Annotated in this window: 15 protein-coding genes and 4 tRNA genes; 9 read left to right on the top strand and 10 right to left on the bottom strand. The window is 26.5% G+C overall.

Features of this window, described 5'->3' with window-relative positions:
• Window positions 1-19 precede the first annotated feature (19 nt).
• Entirely contained in the window at window positions 20-2,023 is a 2,004-nt protein-coding gene (tkt, locus tag Bfest607_RS02605) for a transketolase (protein ID WP_500838190.1), read from the bottom strand.
• A 190-nt stretch (window positions 2,024-2,213) separates the two neighbouring features.
• Window positions 2,214-3,029 carry a transaldolase family protein gene (locus Bfest607_RS02600; RefSeq protein ID WP_500838189.1) on the bottom strand — a complete coding sequence of 272 codons (816 nt, stop codon included), beginning with the start codon at window positions 3,027-3,029 and terminating at the stop codon, window positions 2,214-2,216.
• 738 nt (window positions 3,030-3,767) lie between these two features.
• On the opposite strand from Bfest607_RS02600, the gene cysP reads away from it, so the two are divergent.
• From cysP to cysA, 4 genes are read left to right on the top strand one after another with little or no spacing between them, the layout of a single operon-like run.
• Window positions 3,768-4,796: a thiosulfate ABC transporter substrate-binding protein CysP gene (gene cysP / locus Bfest607_RS02595; RefSeq protein ID WP_500838188.1), complete on the top strand. Its 1,029-nt coding sequence runs from the start codon at window positions 3,768-3,770 to the stop codon at window positions 4,794-4,796.
• Between the two features lie 2 nt (window positions 4,797-4,798).
• A complete protein-coding gene (gene cysT / locus Bfest607_RS02590) occupies window positions 4,799-5,632 on the top strand; it encodes a sulfate/thiosulfate ABC transporter permease CysT (RefSeq protein ID WP_500838187.1) in 834 nt (277 codons plus the stop codon).
• Between the two features lie 2 nt (window positions 5,633-5,634).
• Window positions 5,635-6,498 (top strand): sulfate ABC transporter permease subunit CysW, encoded by an 864-nt coding sequence (gene cysW, locus Bfest607_RS02585; protein WP_500838186.1) that lies wholly within the window; start codon window positions 5,635-5,637, stop codon window positions 6,496-6,498.
• 36 nt (window positions 6,499-6,534) lie between these two features.
• Complete coding sequence (cysA, locus tag Bfest607_RS02580) at window positions 6,535-7,605, top strand: sulfate/thiosulfate ABC transporter ATP-binding protein CysA (RefSeq protein ID WP_500838185.1); 1,071 nt, start codon at window positions 6,535-6,537, stop codon at window positions 7,603-7,605.
• A gap of 272 nt (window positions 7,606-7,877) precedes the next feature.
• Here the strand turns inward: cysA and ptsI are convergent, their stop codons facing one another.
• The 3 genes from ptsI to cysK form a co-directional block, all read right to left on the bottom strand.
• Complete coding sequence (gene ptsI, locus Bfest607_RS02575; protein WP_500838184.1) at window positions 7,878-9,650, bottom strand: phosphoenolpyruvate-protein phosphotransferase PtsI; 1,773 nt, start codon at window positions 9,648-9,650, stop codon at window positions 7,878-7,880.
• A 9-nt stretch (window positions 9,651-9,659) separates the two neighbouring features.
• Entirely contained in the window at window positions 9,660-9,917 is a 258-nt protein-coding gene (locus tag Bfest607_RS02570) for an HPr family phosphocarrier protein (protein ID WP_500838183.1), read from the bottom strand.
• Between the two features lie 311 nt (window positions 9,918-10,228).
• Window positions 10,229-11,167, bottom strand: coding sequence for a cysteine synthase A (gene cysK, locus Bfest607_RS02565; protein ID WP_500838182.1), 939 nt, complete (start codon window positions 11,165-11,167; stop codon window positions 10,229-10,231).
• Window positions 11,168-11,482: 315 nt separating this feature from the next.
• On the opposite strand from cysK, the gene ligA reads away from it, so the two are divergent.
• Window positions 11,483-13,282: an NAD-dependent DNA ligase LigA gene (gene ligA / locus Bfest607_RS02560; RefSeq protein WP_500838181.1), complete on the top strand. Its 1,800-nt coding sequence runs from the start codon at window positions 11,483-11,485 to the stop codon at window positions 13,280-13,282.
• 142 nt (window positions 13,283-13,424) lie between these two features.
• On the opposite strand, the gene Bfest607_RS02555 is transcribed toward ligA, so the two are convergent.
• Window positions 13,425-13,497 (bottom strand) — tRNA-Lys (locus Bfest607_RS02555).
• A 73-nt stretch (window positions 13,498-13,570) separates the two neighbouring features.
• Window positions 13,571-13,642 (bottom strand) — tRNA-Val (locus tag Bfest607_RS02550).
• Between the two features lie 138 nt (window positions 13,643-13,780).
• Between Bfest607_RS02550 and gltX the strand changes: the two genes are divergently transcribed.
• The 3 genes from gltX to Bfest607_RS02535 all read left to right on the top strand — a co-directional run bounded on the left by gltX (window position 13,781) and on the right by Bfest607_RS02535 (window position 18,026).
• Window positions 13,781-15,226: a glutamate--tRNA ligase gene (gene gltX, locus Bfest607_RS02545; protein WP_500838180.1), complete on the top strand. Its 1,446-nt coding sequence runs from the start codon at window positions 13,781-13,783 to the stop codon at window positions 15,224-15,226.
• Window positions 15,227-15,437: 211 nt separating this feature from the next.
• Window positions 15,438-15,510: transfer RNA gene (locus tag Bfest607_RS02540), tRNA-Ala, on the top strand.
• Between the two features lie 1,277 nt (window positions 15,511-16,787).
• Window positions 16,788-18,026: an Nramp family divalent metal transporter gene (locus tag Bfest607_RS02535; protein ID WP_500838593.1), complete on the top strand. Its 1,239-nt coding sequence runs from the start codon at window positions 16,788-16,790 to the stop codon at window positions 18,024-18,026.
• Window positions 18,027-18,105: 79 nt separating this feature from the next.
• Here Bfest607_RS02535 and Bfest607_RS02530 read toward each other — a convergent pair.
• The 3 genes from Bfest607_RS02530 to prmB all read right to left on the bottom strand — a co-directional run bounded on the left by Bfest607_RS02530 (window position 18,106) and on the right by prmB (window position 20,365).
• A tRNA-Arg gene (locus Bfest607_RS02530) sits at window positions 18,106-18,177 on the bottom strand.
• A 214-nt stretch (window positions 18,178-18,391) separates the two neighbouring features.
• The gene (gene aroC, locus Bfest607_RS02525; RefSeq protein WP_500838179.1) at window positions 18,392-19,456 is read right to left on the bottom strand and encodes a chorismate synthase; all 1,065 of its coding nucleotides are present in this window, start codon (window positions 19,454-19,456) and stop codon (window positions 18,392-18,394) included.
• 9 nt (window positions 19,457-19,465) lie between these two features.
• Entirely contained in the window at window positions 19,466-20,365 is a 900-nt protein-coding gene (prmB, locus tag Bfest607_RS02520) for a 50S ribosomal protein L3 N(5)-glutamine methyltransferase (protein WP_500838178.1), read from the bottom strand.
• A gap of 630 nt (window positions 20,366-20,995) precedes the next feature.
• On the opposite strand from prmB, the gene fabB reads away from it, so the two are divergent.
• Entirely contained in the window at window positions 20,996-22,207 is a 1,212-nt protein-coding gene (gene fabB, locus Bfest607_RS02515; protein ID WP_500838177.1) for a beta-ketoacyl-ACP synthase I, read from the top strand.
• Window positions 22,208-22,315 lie beyond the last annotated feature (108 nt).

Genomic DNA, 22,315 nt, shown 5'->3' with positions numbered 1-22,315 from the left:
TGCAAATAATTGTAAAAATTTAACTTAATTTTAGTAATTTATATGATTCTTGTAATATATAATCTATAGTAAAATTGAAAAAATTGAATAATTTATGTGCTGGAGCAGATTTACCAAATTCATTTATTCCAATTATTTTGCCACATGGTCCTACATATTTGTACCAAAAATCATTACTACCAGCTTCAATAGATAATTTATTTGATATTTTTTTTGGTAGTACATATTCTTGGTATTCGATATCTTGCTTATCAAAAATATTAGTAGAAGGCATAGAAACTATTCGTATTTTATATCCTTTTTCAGTAAGTATATAATATGTTTGAATTGCTAATTCAACTTCAGATCCAGTAGCAATGATTATTAAGTCAGGATTGTTTTGACAGTTTTTTAATATATATCCTCCACGGGAAATATTAGTAATTTGTGTTAATGTATATTGTTGTTGTTTTAGTGTTTGTCTAGATAAAATTAAAGCGGTTGGACCTTGATATTCAATTGCTGATTTCCAAGCAATTGTAGTTTCTATTTGATCGCAAGGTCTCCAAACTTGTAAATTAGGAATAATACGTAAACTAGATAGTTGTTCTATAGGTTGATGAGTTGGTCCATCTTCTCCTAACCCAATAGAATCATGAGTATAAATCATGATGTGATGATTATTCATAAGAGCTGCCATACGAATGGCGTTTCTAGAATAGTCACTAAATGTTAAAAAAGTTGCTGTATAAGGTAAAAAACCTCCATGACTAGCTATTCCATTGGCTATTGCAGTCATTCCAAATTCTCGAACACCATAATGAATATAATTACCTGAGGGGTTTTTTGCAATAGAGACAGATTGAGAACAAGTAGTTAGATTACTAGGGGTTAAATCAGCTGATCCTCCTAAAAGTTCTGGCAATTTTTTATATAAATATTCAATAACAATTTGAGACGACTGACGAGTAGCAATATCTTTAGGATTTTCATTTATTTCTTTTATAATTCTTTGTATTTCTGTATTCCAATTTTTTGGTAATTCATTTTTTGTTCGTCTTATAAGTTCTTGAGATAAAATAGGATAAGCAATTTGATATTGATAAAATATTTTGTTCCATTCATTTTCTTTTTTTTCTCCTGTTTGAGTAGCATCCCAATCATGGTATATTTCTGGAGGAATTAAAAATGCTGTTTCTTCTTTCCAAGATAATGCACGTCTAGTTTCAGAAATTTCTGATATTCCTAATGGTGACCCATGAGCACTAGATTTTCCGTGTTTATTTGGAGAGCCAAAAGCAATAATAGTTTTAAAAATCAATAATGATGGTTTATTTATTTCAGATCTAGCTTGCTCAATAGCGATTTTAATAGAACCTCTGTGATGTCCATTTATATTATCTATGACATGCCATCCGTAAGATTTAAATCTCATAGCTGTGTTATCAGAAAACCATTCCTCAGTATCTCCATCAATAGAAATATTATTACTATCGTAAAATACAATTAATTTGTTTAAATTCATCGTTCCAGCTAATGAACAGACTTCATGAGAAATTCCTTCCATCATACAACCATCTCCAGTAAAAACATAAGTATAATGATCGATAATATTAAACGAAGGACGATTGAATTGTTTTGAAAGCGTTCGTTCAGCTAATGCAAATCCTACAGCATTAGCTAAGCCTTGTCCTAAAGGTCCTGTTGTCACTTCGACTCCATCGGTATGTTTGTATTCTGGATGACCAGGAGTTTTGGAATTTAGTTGCCTAAAATTTTTTAAATCTTCTATAGATAAATTATATCCTGTAAGATGCAAAATGCTGTATAGCAACATAGAGGCATGTCCATTTGATAGAATAAATCGATCTCTATTTATCCAGTGTGGATTATTTGGGTTATGATTCATGTAGTCTCTCCATAAAACTTCAGCAATATCAGCCATACCCATAGGAGCTCCTGGGTGTCCAGAGTTTGCATGTTGTATGCAATCTATACTTAAGATACGTATGGCATTAGCTAAGGTTTTATATTTTTGTTCCATAGATATTTCCTCTTGTCTTATTATTTATTATAAATAACATTGAATGATGTAATTACAGTTGTTTAATAAAAAGTTCATTTTAATATTGTTGGTTTGTAAAAAATTTTGATACTTTTATTTACGTTATCAACTTTCATTTTGTTTTTTATATTTTAATAAAAAGTTTAATTGTGAAAGAAGGATTAGACTTTTAAATATTTTTTTCAGGAAGAAATAATTTATATTTAATAGATCCTGAATTATTGCATATTTCTTTTAATAAATTTAGAGAAATAGTTAAATAATTATAACTATATCTAATTAAAATGTACTGAAATGCATAAAAACTAATTTTTATATTTATTTTATTATAATTGTATATTTGATAATAATGATATTTTTTTAACACTTTGATGTTAGGGTTATTATTTATGCAATATATTGTTAATAAATTATTTTTATTGTACCAATTATAATAATTACGACTAATTAAAGGTGATATTAAATATGTGTTATTTTTATCGCATGTATTTTCTTGAATAAAGGAGAATAATAATATTAGCAGGTTATTATATTTTATTTTAAATTTTTTTAATTTTTTAGTTGATTTAATTTTTTTATAAATAGCTGAAATTTTTATTAATGTCAGTAGTACATCTGCATTTTTTTCTTGGTATGATTTAATAAATTTATGTGCTTTTTGTATTATTAAATCTTTTGAAAAAAAAAGTTTTTCATGTATTTCAGCGGAAACGTATCCTTGGATTTTCTTTAGAATTTTGGATCCAATATTTATTACTAATTTTTCATTAGCATGAATTAATTTGTTATTTTGATTGTATGTTAATTGTTGAGCATAAGTCAGTTTATTTTTAAATAATGCAGAATATATAGTAAATAATAGAGATTTTAGAATAAAAGATGGATGAGTTGTAGCATATTGAGTTTTAGGCAATAAAATATCTTCAATGTTTTTAGTGTTTACTAAAATTATAGAATTTTTTTTTAAACTATTTAATTGGTTCATTATAATTTATGAGTTCTATTTTATATGTGTAGTAGAAACTATAAAAATCATTTAATTATTTTTTATTTGTTATATATTATATGTTTAACAATTCATATTTTATAATATAAAACTAGTTATTAATGCAATTAATACATGAAGACAGCATATGTTTATAAAAGTATTAAATTCATTTTATTTAAAGTAGCAGAAATATCATATATTAAATGAATGCATTTATTGTTTCAAGTAAAGAATTATTTTTTTAGAAACTAATTATAGGAAATAAATTATTATACTTAATTAAAAAGAAAAATGTATATAATATATTTTTTATATATATAATTATATATATGTTAATATATTCAATTATGATATATTTTGTAATTTTAAATAAATTTGATAAATTGATTTATGGTAAAAATTATTTTATATAATTGATGTATCGTTAATTAACTAAGGTCAATGAAATAGTATTATTTATCAAATATCTACGAGATATAAATAAGGTTTGTGTATTTATAATTATGTATATATATTTCATATATAGTTTTGTATTGTATAAAACAGAACGCTGGTAATGGCTCATGGTTGTTATTAGTAGTAAAGAAGAGTTTATTATATAATATAAGATTAACAGTTATAAATGAAATTGTTTGTATGAGGTTATTAGTACTATAATTATGATAAGTTGTATATTATCTGCAAATTAATAAATATTTTTTTTATTTTATTACAATTTTTATATTGAATTTCCCTATGATTGTTGTAGGTAGTTTTTTTCGAATAATAAAAATAACAATATTATTATATTATATAATATGTACTTCAGTTTATAGTACTATTTTATTAAATAGTTCGTATGATGTGTCGAGAGAATTATTTTCAGAAATTAATTCTAATTTTATTTTATATTGGAAAAGTAAATACCCTGAAGATACAGTAATTATTCGTCAGTCTCATGCAGGATCTACTAGACAAGCAATAGCTATATTACAAGGATTACGAGCAGATGTAGTTACTTATAATCAAGTCATAGATGTACAAATATTACATGATCGGGGGCATTTAATACCTAAAGATTGGCAAGATAGATTACCAAATCGTAGTTCTCCTTTTTATTCAATAATGTCATTTTTAGTTAGACAGGGAAATCCAAAGAATATCTACAACTGGGATGATTTAACACAAGATGGATTGAAAATAGTATTTCCTAATCCGAAGACATCTGGAAATGGGCGTTATACTTATTTGGCTGCTTGGAATTCTTTTTTAAAAGATAGCGGCAACAACATAGAGTTTACTCGTGAAAAAATGCGAAAAATTTTAAAAAATGTAATAGTATTTGATTCCGGAGGACGATCTTCTACTGCTACTTTTGTTGATCGTAATCAAGGAGATGTATTAATAAATTTTGAGTCAGAATCGAAATTTATACAAGATCAATTTAAAGATAACAATTATGAAATCATTATACCTAATCCAAATGTTCTTGTAGAATTTCCAGTAACTTGGATAGATAAAAATGTTTTTAGAAATGGCACTCAAGATATAGCTAAGGCTTATTTAGAATATCTTTATACTGATGATGCTAAAAAAATTATTGGTAAATTTGGATACAGAGTGGATATAACTAATTCTACACAAATAGATCAAAATGTATTTTCTTCTATTCAGTTATTTAGAGTAGAGGATCAATATGGAAAAGATTGGAATGTTATTATGCGTACTCATTTCAAACGTGGTGGAGAATTAGATCAATTATTATCATCTATAGGAAAAAATTAATTATGTTGTTTGTCGGTAGTCAAAAATTACCTGGATTTGGTATAGCTCTTGGAAATAGTTTATTGTTTATTTGTTTGATTTTATTATTACCTTTAAGTGCATTAATAATTCAATTACTTCAAATTAGTTGGATTCAATATTGGAATATAATTACAGATCCAGCATTGTTAATGGCTTATAAAGTGACTTTTTTATCTGCAGGAATAGCAATGTTATTTAATTCAGTATTTGGAATAATGGTATCTTGGGTTATTGTTAGGTATAAATTTTTTGGTCACAGATTATTAGATGCCGTAATAGATTTACCTTTTGCTTTACCAACAGCTGTAGCTGGCTTAACTTTAGCTGCATTATTTTCAGAATCTGGATGGTATGGTAGTTATTTAATGACTCATGTAGGAATATCGTTATCTTATACATGGATAGGCATTTCAATTGTAATGATTTTTACGAGTATTCCATTTGTGATAAGATCTGTTCAGCCTGTTTTAGAGGAAATTTCTATAGAATACGAAGAATCGGCTAAAATTCTTGGAGCGAATAATTGGCAGATTTTTTATAATATAATTTTTCCAGAATTAGCTCCAGCTTGGTTATTTGGTACAGTATTGTCATTCATACGTAGTTTAGGAGAATTTGGAGCAGTAATTTTTATTGCTGGAAATATTTCTTGGAAAAATGAAGTTGTATCATTAGTTATTTTTGTTAGATTACAAGAATTTGATTATCCTGCAGCTAGTGCGATTTCTTCTGTAATATTGATCATATCGTTATTATTATTGATCTTTATTAATGTATTTCAGCTACATTCACAACAAAGATTTAAAGGGTTTTAATAATGATCAATGTTTTTGATATTAGATATATTAAAAGAATAAATAATAGTGTTTTTTCATCTATCAAATTATGGAAGTGGATGTTAATTTTTTTAAGCGTATTTATTTCTATAGTATTATTAATTATTCCTTTAATTATGATTTTTATATCTGCTTTTTCATCAGGGTTACATGTAGTAGTATTAAATCTTTTAAATAAAGACATGATTCATGCTATTTTTTTAACGATTACTGTGTCATTGATGGTAATTCCTTTAAATGTAATTTTTGGAATATTTATGGCATGGTTAATAACTCGGTTTAATTTTTTTGGGAAACAATTTTTGTTGGCTGTTTTAAGTATACCTATAGCTGTATCTCCTGTGATCGCTGGTTTGTTATATTTGTTATGTTATTCAAATAATAGTATTATTGGGGATTGGTTAGATTTATATAATATCCAAATTATGTTTACTTGGCCTGGTATAGTATTAGTTACAATTTTTGTTACTTGTCCATTTGTTGCTAATGAATTAATTCCTGTTATGATTAATCAAGGTAATCAGGAAGATGAAGCAGCTATTTTATTAGGAGCTTCAGGTTGGAGGATGTTTTGGAATGTTACTTTCCCAAGTATTCGATGGGCTTTATTATGTGGAGTAATTATTACTAACGCTCGAGCTATGGGAGAATTTGGAGCATCATCCATTGTATCAGGTTTAATCAGAGGGGAAACATATACTTTACCATTATATATAGAATTATTATATCAGGATTATAATACTGTAGGTGCATTTATAGCTGCATCGTTGTTAGCGTTAGTATCGATTATTATGTTGTTTGTAAAAAATTATTTTAAATATTATTATGAAAAAAATAATATATAGTATTATATTTTTATATAGTATTTTTAAGGTCAAGAAATGAATATTGAAGTTGATAAGATTACTAAATTTTTTGATTCTGAAATGGTATTGACTGATATTTCTATATATATTAAATCTGGAGAAATAATAGCATTATTAGGACCATCTGGTTCTGGTAAAACAACATTATTACGTATTATAGCAGGATTGGAGAATCATAATAGTGGATGTTTACGTTTTTATGGTAAAGATGTAGGCAAGTTAAGTGCTCGAGACCGTAGAGTGGGTTTTGTATTCCAAAATTATGCGTTGTTTCGGCATATGACAGTGATAGATAATGTTTCTTTTGGAATTCGTATGCTTCCACGTAACAAAAGACCTGATAAGCATATTATTAGTAACAGAGTTATGGAATTGCTTAGTATGGTACAATTAGATCATGTAGCACATAGATATCCTGCTCAGTTATCTGGTGGACAAAAACAACGTGTAGCGTTAGCTCGTTCCTTAGCTATTGAACCAAAAATTTTGTTATTAGATGAACCGTTTGGAGCTTTGGATGTAAAAGTACGGAAAGAATTAAGACGTTGGTTACGTGAATTGCATCATGAGTTAAAGTTTACTGGAGTTTTTGTCACTCATGATCAGGAAGAAGCGATGGAAGTGGCTAATCGTGTAGCCATAATGAATCACGGCAGTATTGAACAAATAGGTACTCCTGAAGATATTTGGTATATGCCAGCAACTCGTTTTGTTTTGAGATTTTTAAGTGAAGTTAATTGTGTAAACGGAATAGTGTATGGTAAACAAATATTTATAGGTCCTTATCATTGGTTTTTATCTTATGTACCGAATATTCAAGGGAAGATTGAATTATTTTTTAGACCTTGGGAAATGGAATTAAGAAGAGAATTTAGTATTTTTTCTCCATTACCAGTAAAGATTATAAATGTTAGTTTACACGGATATTATTGGCAATTAAGTGTAGAACCTTTAGGCTGGCATGTTGATTTATTGACTGTTATTTTGGGAGTGACAGATGTATTTGGTGTGCCAAAATCTGGTATATATTGTTATGTAAGCGGACGGAATGCTCGTTTATATCCAGAAGAATTAGTATTGAAATAATTATTATTAAGTATCGTATTTATTTTTATATCATAAAAGTAATGAAAGTTTTTGTGTTTTTAAATTTGTGTTGATGAATAGGAGAAATTTAATAGAATAATTTTGATATATTTGTTTTTATTACAATTAAATAAATATAATAATTTATTTAAAACAAAAAAATAACTATTAAAAAGCTTAAATATATTCAATTAATTACTTATTGTTAATTTTATTATTACATTTATTTAATTGTAGATAATAGGTTTAAACTTAAATATATTTTTATACTTTTACATAGTTTGAAATATTTCATCATTATAATTTTTTAGCAATTTCATTAAAGATTCTGTAGTGGAGTAAGTTAATGCTTTTTGAGCTAATTTTTTAGCATCTTTGTATTGTATGTTACGTATGATGTTTTTTATTCGTAAGATAGATGTAGAGCTCATGCTGAATTCATCTAATCCCATTCCTAATAGTAATGGGATAGCAAGATCATCGCTTGCCATCTCTCCACACATAGCAGTCCATTTTCCTGCAGCATGTGATTCTTCAATAACTTTTTTTATTAAAATTAATATAGATGGAGATATGGGATTATATAGGTGAGAAATTAATTTATTTCCTCTATCTACAGCAAGAGTATATTGGGTTAAATCATTAGTACCGATACTAAAAAAATCTACTTCTTTAATTAAGTGATGTGAAATTATTGCTGAAGCAGGAGTTTCTATCATAATTCCTACTTTAATATTTTCATCGAAATTTTTTCCTTCATTTCTTAATTGAGTTTTTAATAAATTTAGTTCTATATTTAATTTTTGTATTTCTTCTACTGAAATAATCATAGGATACATAATGAGTAATTTTCCAAAAAAAGATGCTCTAAGAATAGCTCTTAGTTGAGTATGTAATATATCTTTTTTATCCATCATAATTCTAATTGCTCTCCATCCAAGAAATGGATTTTCTTCATAAGGAAGGTTCATATAAGGTAAATTTTTATCTCCACCAATATCCATAATGCGTATGATAATAGATTTATTAGACATGTATTCTGCCGCATTTTTATAGACTTGAAATTGTTCTTCTTCAGTAGGTAATTCATTACGATTCATAAACAGAAATTCAGTTCTGTATAAACCTACTCCTTCCGATCCGTTTTCTTGAGCTTTAATAATATCGCGTGTAGTACCAATATTGGCACATATACGAACATGATGTCCATCTATAGTGGTGGATGGAAAGTATTTTAATTTTTTTAATTCATATTTTTCAGAAATATATTTTTTTTGTAATATATGTATAGTAGTAATGATATTTTTATCAGGATTGATATAAATTTTGTTATTTAAAGCATCTAAAATAAGATAATCTCCATCATTAATTTGTTTTGTTATTGAACCTGTTCCTACAATTGCAGGTAATTCTAAAGAACGAGCCATAATAGAAGTATGAGATGTTTTACCCCCTAGGTCAGTAATAAATCCTAATACTTTAGTTAAATTTAATTGAGCAGTTTCAGAAGGAGTTAAGTCTACTGCAATAATGATCACTTCTTCAGTAATTGAATTAAGATCAATTATTGGTATATTTAGAAGATTTTTTAGCAATCTATTGCCAATATCACGTACATCAATTGCTCGTTCTTTTAAATATTCATCATCTAATTTTTCTAAAGCTTTTGCTTGAGTTGTTATAACAGAATGTATTGCAGCATCAGCACTAAGTAGTTCTTCTTTAATAAGTGTTGTAATATCTTGTTCTAATTCTTTATCTTCTAATAGCAAGATATGTCCATCGAAAATAGTTTCTTGTTTAGATTCTAATTCTTTTCTTATTTTTTGTTTAATTTCTTTTAATTGTTCGATAGTTTTAAATCGAGCAGAAATAAATTTATTAATTTCTTTGTTGATGGAAGATACAGAAATTTTTTTTGTATTAATGATGATTTTTTTTTCTTTTAAAAGTAACGCTTTTCCAAGAGCAATACCTGGAGATACTGAAGTTCCTGAAATTGTAATTTTTTTTGTATTCAGATTACAAGTTGAGTTATTTTTCATGTCAGATTGTTATTCTAGAGTTGAGATTAATTTAATTAAATGTTGTACCGCTTGTTTTTCATCTACACCGTCAGCAGAAACAGTAATTATGGAGCCTTTACTTAAACCTAAAGTTTGTAATTTAAATAAACTTTTTGCATTGGCTTGTTTTCCATTAGAAATAATTGTAATATCTGAACTGAAATTGTTTGCTTCTTTTACAAATTTTGTAGCAGGACGTGTATGTAATCCATTAATTGCAGTGATCATGATTTCTTTTTGGAACATTTTTATCTCCATAATTATATTTAACAATTATATATGGCATTTAAAATAATATTTTTAATCAGTATTATCTTTTTTGTTTATATATTTTAATAAACTTTTGTTTTTGTATAAATAATTTTTCACAAAGATAAATATTAATAAAAGATTATTTAGTTCTATACCATTTTGATTATAACAGAATCAGTATTTTATTATATAATGTAATTAATTCAATGTTTTTTGAAGATTTCATAATAAATAAAATGCACAATATTTTTGTGTAAAAGTAAATATAAAAAGTATATTGATAGTGTATATATTTCTTTTATTTTTTATTGGAATAAAATAGTGCTTAAATATCTTTCTCCGGATGATGGTAAGATTACTACAATATTTTTGTTCATGTATTTTTTTTGTTTTTGTAATTGTATTGCTGCTGATAATGCTGCTCCTGAAGAAATTCCCGATAAAATTCCTTCTTTTTTCATTAAAAGTCTTGCGTAATTGATTGCATCATTTTCGTCTACTGTTTCTACATGATCAATTATATTTAAATCTAAATTTTTAGGAATAAATCCTGCTCCAATGCCTTGAATTTTATGTGGTGATGGTTTTATTGGTCTTCCGGATAATGTTTGAGTGATTATTGGAGAGTTTTTTGGTTCTACTGCTACAATAGAAATCTTTTTATTTTGGATTTGTTTTAAAAATCTTCCTACACCTGTTATAGTTCCTCCAGTTCCAACTCCAGACACAAATACATCTATTTCTCCATTTGTATCATTCCAAATTTCTGGTCCTGTGGTTTTTTCATGGATTTCTGGATTAGCTGGATTATTGAATTGTTGTAATAATAGATATTGATTAGGGTTATTAGAAACAATTTCAGTTGCTTTATCAATAGCACCTTTCATTCCAAAATTTCCAGCTGTTAAAATTATATCTGCTCCTAATGCTTTCATTAATTTTTTACGTTCAATACTCATAGTGTCTGGCATGGTTAAAATTAATTTGTAATTTCTAGAAGCAGCTACATATGATAAAGCTATTCCAGTATTTCCACTTGTTGCTTCTACTATAGTGATATCAGGATTTAATAATTTTTTTTTCTCTGCATCCCAAATCATGTTAGATCCAATTCTGCATTTTACACTGAAACTTGGATTTCTAGATTCAATTTTAGCTAAAATATATTTGTTTCCAATGTGGTTGAGTCGTACTAGTGGAGTATTACCTATAGTATAAGAATTGTCTTGATAAATTTTATTCATAATTTTTATATATCCTTTTGATATGTAATATAGAACGCTTGTATAGATTTGTTGTGTTATTGTAATGAGTATATGTGTGCATATATCGATTTTCTGGTATAAATAAATTATAATTATACACTATAGTTACAATTGATACATCATAATTTGTAAATATGTTGATTTTTATAAATTTTATTGTTTTGTAAGAAGAGATAACTGGGACGATTCTATAAATACTCTGTATTATTATATAATTTATTATAGTTTTCAGTGTTTTGATTAATTTTATTATATATCACGGTATTTAAATGATTTAGAAAATAATTATATATTATGAAGCTGATTAAAGAAAAGATACAAAATTTAATAAAAAAATTACGTCAATGGGAATATACATATTATTTAAAAGATGAATCTGAAGTATCTGATGAAGAATATGATAATGCTTTGCAAGAATTAAATCAATTAGAATATCAATATCCACATTTAATTACTGAAGATTCTCCTACTCAGTCTTTTGGAAAAATGTTAAAAGATGATTTTTGTCGAGTACGTCATTTAGTACCAATGTTATCTTTAAATAGCATTAGGAATCAATCTCAGTTATCATTATTTAATAATCGAATAGAATATAAATTGTGTTGTGATAATAAAAAATGTAGATTTATTACATATTGTTGTGAATTAAAAATAGATGGGGTAGCAATCAGTTTATTGTATCGATCAGGGAAATTATTGAAAGCTGCTACTAGAGGGGATGGAAAATTTGGAGAAGATGTTACTAAAAATGTTCGAATGATTACTTCAATACCTCAATTTTTAAAAAAAAATAGTCGTATAAAATTACCATTTTTATTAGAAATTAGGGGAGAAATATTTATATCAAAGTCGTGTTTTTTAAAATTAAATCAAGATATGTTGAATTCTGGAAAAAAATTTTTTTCTAATGCAAGGAATGCAGCTTCTGGATCATTAAGACAGTTGAATCCTAATATTACTGCATCGAGATCTTTAATATTCTATTGTTATGGGATTAGTTATTATATTGGAGATGATGAGTTACCGAATAGTCATTGGGATCGGTTGCAGTTATGTTCTAGTTTAGGTATACCGATAAATGATCATACGCAATTAGTTAATGGAATTGATAAAGTTTTTCAATATTATAATCATATAGAGGGTATACGATCTGATTTAGAATATAATATTGATGGAATAGTTGTGAAGGTAGATGATTGCAGTTTCCAAAAAAAATTAGGTTATGGGTTAAAAGCTCCGTATTGGGCTGTTGCGTATAAATTTCTTCCAGAATCAAGATTGACAAAAATAAATAATATAATGTTTATGGTTGGACGTACAGGATTAATTACTCCTGTAGTTTACATTAATCCTATAATAATTAATAATGTTACTATTAGAAAAGTGAGCATGCACAATATTAATGAGGTTAAACGATTTGATTTAATGTTTGGTGATACAGTTCTTGTACAAAGATCAGGAGATGTTATTCCTAAGATTGTAAAGGTAATTACATCGAAACGTACTAATGAGATGAAAGCTATAGTATTGCCTAAATTTTGTCCAGTATGCAATACCTTACTGAAAAGATTGAAGATACAATCTTCTATATTACGTTGTCCTGCAAAATTGACATGTTTAGCACAACGAAAAGCAATGTTGAAACATTTTGTTTCTCGAAAAGCTATGAATATTCATGGTATGGGAGAGAAAATTATTAATCAATTAGTTGATAAAAAATTAGTGTTTTCTCCAATAGATCTTTTTTATTTAAATAAAAAAGATCTATTGTTTTATTTAAATGGATATGGGATAAAATCTATAGAAAAAATACTAAGATCTATTGAGTTGTCAAAACAAACCACTTTGATGAATTTTATATATGCATTAGGTATTTCTAATGTTGGAGAATCAGTGGCTGGTAGCTTAGCTGTTGAGTATAAAACTATTGAGAATTTAATGTCTGCAGACTTTCAGTCTTTGTCTAAATTGCCATATGTAGGAAATACTGTAGCTTCGAATATATATTCTTTTTTTCAAGATCCGTTAAATTTAAAAAATATTAAAGATTTAATACATCCAGATATTGGAATTCAATGGATTTCAAAAAAATGATTGAGTAAAATTTATTATATATAAATAAGAGACTATTAAATAGAACTTAAACAGCATAATGGTAAGTAATTATTTATTTGAGTATTTATTTTGAGTGAGTAAATATTTTTATAATTAAAAATTTTTGTATATGATATAAATATGGGTCGTACAGGATTCGAACCTGTGACCAATTGATTAAAAGTCAACTGCTCTACCGACTGAGCTAACGACCCCGTAGAGAAATTTAAGAAGTTAAATAATATATGATTTTTTATAAAAATAAAAACAGTCATTAGTAAACAAATATAGGTGATGGCGGATTTGAACCGCCGGCCCTCTCCTTGTAAGGGAGATACTCTACCACTGAGCTAATCACCTATCACTTGAATTGAAATTATATAAATTCATAATGTACAGTCAATGGTTTTTATAAAAATAGTTTTTAATTTATTCAATATATAATATGATAAATTATTTTTTTATCAATATTAAATTAATATAACTGGCATTATTTTTATGATTATAAAAACTCGATTTGCACCTAGTCCTACTGGTAATTTACATATTGGCAATATTCGTACTGCTTTATATGCTTGGTTATTTGCTAAACAACAGGGAGGTAAATTTATATTACGTATTGAAGATACTAATTTTAAAAATTCTGTTAATGATGATGTTGTTGAAAATATTTATTCTGTAATGCGTTGGCTTCATTTAGATTGGGATGAAGGTCCTTATTTTCAAACAGATAGATTAAATCGATATAAACATATAATAAATGATATGTTAAAGAACAATATAGCTTATAGATGTTATTGTTCTACAGATCGATTGAATACGATTAGATCGAATCAAATAAAGTGTGGTAAAAAACCTAAATATGATGGTTATTGTCGTATGAAACATATGTGTTCTAATTATAATAATGGCACTAATAATAGCGATTCTTATGTAATACGATTTTGTAATCCGTTGATTGGAAAAGTAACATTTTGTGATCAAATTCGAGGTAAGATTTCAATTAATAATGAAGAGTTAGATGATTTAATTATTTGTAGAGCTAATGGAATTCCTACTTATAATTTTTGTGTTGTAATAGATGATATGGATATGAAAATTACTCATGTTATACGAGGAGAAGAACATATTAATAATACTCCACGACAGATAAATATTTTAAAATCATTAAATGCTATGATACCTCAGTATGCACATGTGCCGATGATTTTGGATAGTAATCGGCAAAAGTTATCTAAGCGTCATGGAGAATCAGGAGTTCTTAAATATAAGAATAATGGATTTTTACCTGAAGCCATATTAAATTATTTGGTTAGATTAGGGTGGTCTTATGGTAATCAAGAGATTTTTAGTATAGATCAAATGAAAAAATATTTTAGCTTTACTAGAATTAGTAAATCTTCTAGTGTCTTTGATTTGAAAAAATTAATTTGGTATAACAATTATTATATGAATCATTTACCGGTGAATAGTATAGAAAAGTATTTATTAGTATACATGAAAGAACAAGGTATGGATTGTATATCTATGAAATCAAAATTATCGGATGTAATAAAACTATTTTTAAAACGTTCTAATACTTTAAAAGAAATAGTGTTGAATTATTTTTCTGTATACAAAGATTTTAATATTTTTGATAAACCATTAATTGCTAATAAATTTTTAACTCCTTTTATTTTATCTCCGTTAGAATTGTTTAAAAAAAAGATAGGTAAAATAGATAATTGGACAATAGATTCAATTAAGATGGCAATACAGGAAACCATTGATGAGATGAATGTGAATATGAATGTCATAGGTATTCCGTTTCGAGTTGCTTTAACTGGCTCTGATAGATCTCCTGATCTAGGGGGGGTTATATATATTATTGGAAAACATCAAGTATTACATCGTCTTAGTAAAGCAGTAGATTACATACATAATAAATCTGAATTTTTAATTTAAACTGTTTTAATTGTATGATTTTACGCAAATTTGATTAAAAATGTATATATATTGTGTCCTATTGTAGATATTATGTGCGGTATTAAGTTATATATTTACATATTTAATTTTTTGTTTAGTTTAATAAAAATATTTATATAAAAGAGATAATTATTGTTTTATTATGAAATTTTTTAGTATTCTTAAGTAAAGAATCAATTATTATTGTTGTGGGGCTATAGCTCAATTGGTAGAGCACTTGTATGGCATATAAGAGGTTAGCGGTTCAATTCCGCTTAGCTCCATAGTTTTTATGCAAGAATTTGATATAATTTAGAGCTGTTTTTAAAAAATTATAATATAGAATAATGTTGTAAGTAATATCTTTTATTATTACTAATAATATGAATGTTAGGTGATTGAGTTTGTTACTGTAGTTAATTGTGAAATTAATTAAAATTAACTTGTATATTTAGTTTTGACTTATATTATATATAATATAAGTCTTTTATTTATTACTTAAATATTGCTGATTACAATTTTAGTCGTCAAAATTGGAAGAGAATGCTAAAATGAATAAAATTTTTATAGATTATAGAGACAGTATATACTTAATCGTTACGTAAGATTAATTATTATGATAAAATTTATCATAATTATATAATGTTGGTAGTTATATTGAATTTAATAGAAGTGCATTTATATTACTTTAAAAGTTATGATGAATACTTAAAATAAGTAATTGTAGTTATTATATAGATTTTTTGTTTTTTGTAATAAAGATAACAAAATTGTATATTTATCTATAAATAGTGTTAGATATGTTGTATAGTGTATTAGCTGCTTATATATATTTTGTAAAAATTTAATGTGTTTATTGTATTTATTAATAAAGATGTAGTAATGCGTTAAATATTATTATAGTATATATTTTAATTTAAATTATATTTGATGAGATTTTGAAAATTATAAATCTTGTAATTTTATATATTATTTTGTTTTAAATATACAGAATTAATATTTTCATTCAAATAATATCAATTGATTTTTTAAGATTTTTGTTTAACACTAATGAGTGCAGAAATAAAAATTTTAAAATATTAAAATGTGGTGTGTTAACAAAACAAATATTTTATGTATATATTTTATTAATATATGAAATTTATACTGTTTAGTTTAAAAATAATGTTTTTAATTACAGAAATAAGTAGTATGTAAATTTTTATGTAATTTTTAAAGTAATATAAGGTAAAATGTTTAGGAATTACTATTATTAAGATTTTGAGGGTGTAGTATAACATGGGGTTATGTGTTAATTTTTAATAGGAGTGTATTATTAATACAGGATCGTGATTGTTATAGTATTTGTATTTTTCATATGATCTGATTACATGGTTTGATTTTAAAAATTATAATATAGTTGTTATTTTTGTTTTAGATGTATTGAATATAATGTATATTATTTTGACAATGTATTTAAAAGGATTTTTAAAAATTAATTGCGATATACTAAAATATTTTTTAAGAATAGTGTTATGTCGTTGCAATTAATATATAGAAATATATTTTAATGAGAGGTTCAATGCTGAAAAATAAATCTGATGCAGTAGAAAGTTATGCTAAAAGAAAAATAAAACTTACATTACTTGGTCCAGCTTTTATAGCAGCCATTGGTTATATTGATCCTGGGAACTTTGCTACCAACATTCAAGCTGGAGCTACTTTTGGATATCAATTATTATGGGTGGTGGTATGGGCTAATGTGATGGCTATGTTGATTCAATTGCTCTCTGCAAAATTAGGTATTGCTACTGGAAAAAATTTAGCAGAACATATTAGAGATCAATTTCCTAAGTCTGTAGTGTGGATGTATTGGATACAAGCAGAAGTGATGGCTATGGCAACAGATTTAGCAGAATTTATAGGAGCTGCTATTGGATTTCAAATTTTGTTAGGAATTTCTTTATTAAAAGGAGCTTTATTGACTGGTTTAGCTACTTTTTTAATTTTAACTTTACAAAATTATGGTAAAAAGCCATTAGAAGTAATTGTAGGTGGTTTATTATTATTTGTAGCAGTTGCATATGTGATTGAATTATTTTATTCTAAACCTGAATTATTAGTATTAGGTATGGGTATGTTGTTGCCTATATTGCCGAATAAAGAGTCAGTGTTTTTATCTGCTGGGGTGTTAGGTGCAACTATTATGCCTCATGTTATTTATTTACACTCTTCACTTACTCAGGATGAAGTCAATGAATCAACTAAATTAGAAAGATATGATTCTACTAAATTAGATGTTGCTATTGCCATGACTATAGCGGGGTTTGTAAATTTATCTATAATGGCTACAGCAGCAGCAGTATTTCATTTTAGTGGACATACTGGTGTTGCTAGTTTAGATGAAGCTTATTTGACTCTTTCTCCATTATTGAATCATACTGCTGCTATAATTTTTGGATTAAGTTTAACTGCTGCAGGTTTATCATCAACGGTAGTAGGTACTTTAGCTGGTCAAGTTGTCATGCAAGGTTTTGTTCGGTTTTATATTCCGATGATGTTACGTCGTATTATCACTATGCTTCCGTCATTTATAATTATTGCTTTAGAAATGGATTCGACTCGTATTTTAATTATGAGTCAAGTGTTATTGAGTTTTGGGATTGCTTTAGCGATTATTCCGTTGTTGTTATTTACTGGAAATATTAATATGATGCATGAGTTAGTAAATTCTTCATGGATTAATTTTATTGGTTGGATGATCACAACTATTGTAATTGGATTAAATATATATTTATTAATAGGTATTTTTACAGAATAGAATGGGAAAAATTACTATTATTATGATAATAATTTAATTGTATTGATGATTGAGTAGTTGCAGTTTTTATAGATAGGTTTGTCTTCGACAGGAATCGAACCTGCAATTAGCTTTTAGGAGAAGCTTGTTATATCCATTTAACTACGAAGACTACATAAAGAAAAGATAGTATATATCATATTACTTTTAAATTTTATTAAGTTATTTGTAAGCAAATTAAATGATATTTCATAAAGAATAAAAATATTAATTAAAAGTTTATATATTGATTATACTTTAATAAGTATTGTAGAGATATTAAGTAATATTTAATTGTAATTAACAATAAATATATACACGTTTCACGTGTTATTAAATGTGATTATTTATTTGTTGCCACATTGAGCTCTATACCTTAATAGATGATCCATTAATACGATAGATGCCATTGCTTCTGCAATAGGAACAACTCTAATTCCTATACATGGATCGTGTCTACCTTTTGTAATAATTTGTACTCCTTCATTGTTATTTGTTATGGTTTTTCCTGGTATTGATATACTAGAAGTTGGTTTAATGGCTATACTTATAATAATTGGTTGTCCAGTACTTATTCCTCCTAATATACCTCCAGAATGGTTGCTTTTGAATCCCTGAGGAGTAATTTCATCACGATGTTCACTTCCATATTTAGTAATAACTGAAAAACCATCCCCAATTTCTATTCCTTTTACAGCATTAATACTCATTAATGCATGAGCAAGATCAGCATCTAAACGATCAAATACTGGCTCTCCTAATCCAACAGGTAAATTATCTATTATTATAGTTACTTTTGCTCCAATAGAATCTCCAGATTTTTTTAAATTACGTATTAATAAATCTATTTTTTTTAATTGATCAGGATCTGGACAAAAAAAAGGATTACTATTTATTTGATTCCAATCTTTTAAATCACAATAAATATTGCCTATTTGAGCTAAGAATCCTCGAATTTTAATATTTTTAATTTCAAAAAGATATTTTTTTGCGATAGCACCTGCTGCTACCCGAATAGCTGTTTCTCGAGCGGATGATCGTCCTCCTCCACGGTAGTCTCTTAATCCATATTTTTTTTCGTAAGTATAATCTGCATGACCAGGACGATATAAATTTTTTATTTTTTCATAGTCTTGTGGTCGTTGATCAGTATTTTTAATCATTAATCCTATGCTTGTTCCTGTTGTTTTTCCATTGAAAACTCCAGATAAAATTTTTATGGTATCTAATTCTACTCGAGGACTAGTATATTGAGATGTTCCTGGTCGTCTTCTATTTAGATCGTATTGTATATCTTTTTCTTGTAAAGAAAAACCAGGTGGTACCCCATCGACAACACCTCCTATAGCGAACCCATGAGATTCTCCATAAGTTGTAACTTTGAAATATAGTCCAATACTATTGCCAGCCATGATGATACCCTAGTGATGTGATTTATAATTTTTGTTTAAAAATATTAATTGTTTATAAGTTAATGCAAATACCCCTGTTCCACCATTTTTAAGATTAAACCAATAAAATGGGATATTTGAATAGTATTTTTTTAACTCATTTTTTGTTATCCCTACTTCACATATTAATATACCATCATTATTTAAATAATCGGTAATTTTTTTAAAAATTTGATGAATTATTTCTAATCCATTTTGTTTAGCAGATAAAGATAATACAGGCTCATGGAGAAATTCTGTAGGTAGATTACATATATCTTCACTATTTACGTATGGAGGGTTTATTACAATTAAATCATATTTTTTGAGTTTAGGAATATTATTAAATAAATTTGAGTGTATAGGGATGATTTTGTTTTCTAAATTATATAATTTGATGTTGTACTCTGCAATTTTTAAGGCTTCTATAGAAATATCTGAAGCATCTATTTCTGATTTTGGATATATTGTCATAGCGATAGCGATTGCTATACATCCACTTCCAGTACACATATCAAGTATATATTTGGGAGAAATTGGTAAAATATCATGAAAATTTGACATAATTAATTCTCCTATAGGAGAACGAGGGATGAAGACATGATTATTCACATAGAACTCTAAACCGCAAAACCATGCTTTATTAGTTAAATAAGGAACTGGTATTTTTTTATGTACACGAAGATTGACTAATTTAGTGATTAACGATCGTTCTTTTTTAGTTAAATAAGCAGAAAACATTTCAACTGGTGTATTTATTGGGAGTTTTATACTACTTAAAATTAAATGTAATGCTTCATCCCAAAAATTATTAGTACCATGTCCATAATATAGTTGCGTGGAATTAAATTGACTTACAGACCATCTTATCATATCTAATATAGTACGCATTTTATTATTTTTTAATATTTGTGTAATTAATGATTTTTATTATATATGTATATAAGTAAAAAATATATAATGATATTAACCTAAAATTATATGAGTATTTAGATAATAAGAATTTTTTATTTTTAAGTTATTAAGTATGTATCAATTAAATTATTATAGTTATATTTGATATATATTATTAAATATGTAATATTTAATAATATAAAATTATCTGTATTATTAATAAATATAATAATAATATTATATGTGACTTAATTAGTATAAAGTGTAGTATAATTTATTAAAATTTAGGTAGTAAGAATATAAACAGTAAATAGTGTCAGTTATTTTTATATTTATTTGTATGTATGTAATAAATAAGTTAAATTATTTATGGAAATATAATAGTAAATTATTTTTTTTGGATGATATATATTCTATTTTATATATTCTATAGAATGGAATTTTGTTTAGTAGTAGATAATAGCCTTTGTTAATATAGGGATTATGGATAATTCTTGTAAGTGTAATTTTTTTGATTAGGCAATTTTATTGCCATTATTAGATATATTTTGTTTAAAAAAAATAATATCGTATATATATATAATATGTCTGTAATGCTCAAACTATTATTATATGAGGTATATTAAAATGAAACGTGTTGTTATTACTGGTTTGGGAATTATATCGAGTATTGGTAATAATCAAAATGAAGTGTTATATTGTTTAAAACATGGGCAATCTGGCATAACTTTTTCTAAAGAATTAAAAGAGTCAGGTATGCGTAGTCATGTTTGGGGAGATATTAAACTAAAAACGGAGGGATTAATTGATCGAAAAGTTGCTCGATTTATGAGTGATGCTTCTGTATATGCGTATTTATCTATGGAACAGGCTATAAAAGATTCTAAATTATCTTCTGAAATGATTATGAACGATAGGACTGGTTTAATTATTGGTTCTGGTGGTGGTTCTCCTTATAATCAAGTTCTTGGGTCTAATGGGATGAAACTAAGAGGATTAAGAGGAGTTGGACCTTATATGGTGACTAAATCTATGGCTTCAGGTGTATCGGCATGTTTAGCAACTTCATTTAAAATTCGTGGGGTTAGTTATTCTATTAGTTCTGCATGTTCTACATCTACTCATTGTATTGGAAATGCATTTGAGTTAATTCAATCAGGAAAACAAATTATTGTTTTTGCAGGAGGAGGAGAAGAATTATGTTGGGAAATGGCATGTGAATTTGATGCGATGGGTGCCTTATCTACTAAATATAACACAGTTCCTACAAAAGCATCTCGTCCATATGATCTGAATAGGGATGGATTTGTAATTTCAGGCGGTGGAGGAGTAATAGTATTAGAAGAATTACTACATGCTTTAAATAGAGGAGCATTTATTTATGGTGAAATTGTAGGATATGGTGCTACTTCTGACGGATTTGATATGGTCGCTCCATCTGGAGAGGGAGCTGTAAGATGTATGAAAATGGCATTAAAGGATATTGATGATTCTATAGATTATCTTAATATGCATGGAACTTCTACTCAAATAGGAGATTTAAAGGAGTTGTGGGCTATTCGTGAAATTTTTGGAGACAAACATCCATATTTTTCTTCTACTAAATCTATGACTGGACATGCTTTAGGAGCAGCAGGGGTTCATGAAACTATTTATTCTTTGCTTATGTTAAAATACAATTTTATTGCACCAAGCATTAATATTGATCAATTAGATCCGTATTTAAATAATATGAAAATTGTAAGAAAACCAAAATTGAAGCAGTTAAATACGGTTATGACAAATAGTTTTGGTTTTGGCGGAACAAATGCTACATTAATTATTCGTAAGTATGTTTGAATTACAAATAATGACGTAATGGTTAATTTCAAAGATATAATGAAAATTTTTTGTTAATTTTGATTATATTAAGATGCATATAAAGTTATTTTTCTAATTAAAAATATT

It is taken from the genome of Candidatus Blochmannia festinatus (nom. nud.), from assembly GCF_059936355.1.
This window is presented reverse-complemented; position numbering and strand designations above follow the sequence as displayed.

What these genes read in the sequence shown, in the direction of transcription:
- tkt (WP_500838190.1), bottom strand. Translation starts at nt 2,023, where the DNA reads ATGGAACAAAAATATAAAACCTTAGCTAATGCCATACGTATCTTAAGT.
- Bfest607_RS02600 (WP_500838189.1), bottom strand. Translation starts at nt 3,029, where the DNA reads ATGAACCAATTAAATAGTTTAAAAAAAAATTCTATAATTTTAGTAAAC.
- cysP (WP_500838188.1), top strand. Translation starts at nt 3,768, where the DNA reads ATGATTGTTGTAGGTAGTTTTTTTCGAATAATAAAAATAACAATATTA.
- cysT (WP_500838187.1), top strand. Translation starts at nt 4,799, where the DNA reads ATGTTGTTTGTCGGTAGTCAAAAATTACCTGGATTTGGTATAGCTCTT.
- cysW (WP_500838186.1), top strand. Translation starts at nt 5,635, where the DNA reads ATGATCAATGTTTTTGATATTAGATATATTAAAAGAATAAATAATAGT.
- cysA (WP_500838185.1), top strand. Translation starts at nt 6,535, where the DNA reads ATGAATATTGAAGTTGATAAGATTACTAAATTTTTTGATTCTGAAATG.
- ptsI (WP_500838184.1), bottom strand. Translation starts at nt 9,650, where the DNA reads ATGAAAAATAACTCAACTTGTAATCTGAATACAAAAAAAATTACAATT.
- Bfest607_RS02570 (WP_500838183.1), bottom strand. Translation starts at nt 9,917, where the DNA reads ATGTTCCAAAAAGAAATCATGATCACTGCAATTAATGGATTACATACA.
- cysK (WP_500838182.1), bottom strand. Translation starts at nt 11,167, where the DNA reads ATGAATAAAATTTATCAAGACAATTCTTATACTATAGGTAATACTCCA.
- ligA (WP_500838181.1), top strand. Translation starts at nt 11,483, where the DNA reads ATGAAGCTGATTAAAGAAAAGATACAAAATTTAATAAAAAAATTACGT.
- gltX (WP_500838180.1), top strand. Translation starts at nt 13,781, where the DNA reads ATGATTATAAAAACTCGATTTGCACCTAGTCCTACTGGTAATTTACAT.
- Bfest607_RS02535 (WP_500838593.1), top strand. Translation starts at nt 16,788, where the DNA reads ATGCTGAAAAATAAATCTGATGCAGTAGAAAGTTATGCTAAAAGAAAA.
- aroC (WP_500838179.1), bottom strand. Translation starts at nt 19,456, where the DNA reads ATGGCTGGCAATAGTATTGGACTATATTTCAAAGTTACAACTTATGGA.
- prmB (WP_500838178.1), bottom strand. Translation starts at nt 20,365, where the DNA reads ATGCGTACTATATTAGATATGATAAGATGGTCTGTAAGTCAATTTAAT.
- fabB (WP_500838177.1), top strand. Translation starts at nt 20,996, where the DNA reads ATGAAACGTGTTGTTATTACTGGTTTGGGAATTATATCGAGTATTGGT.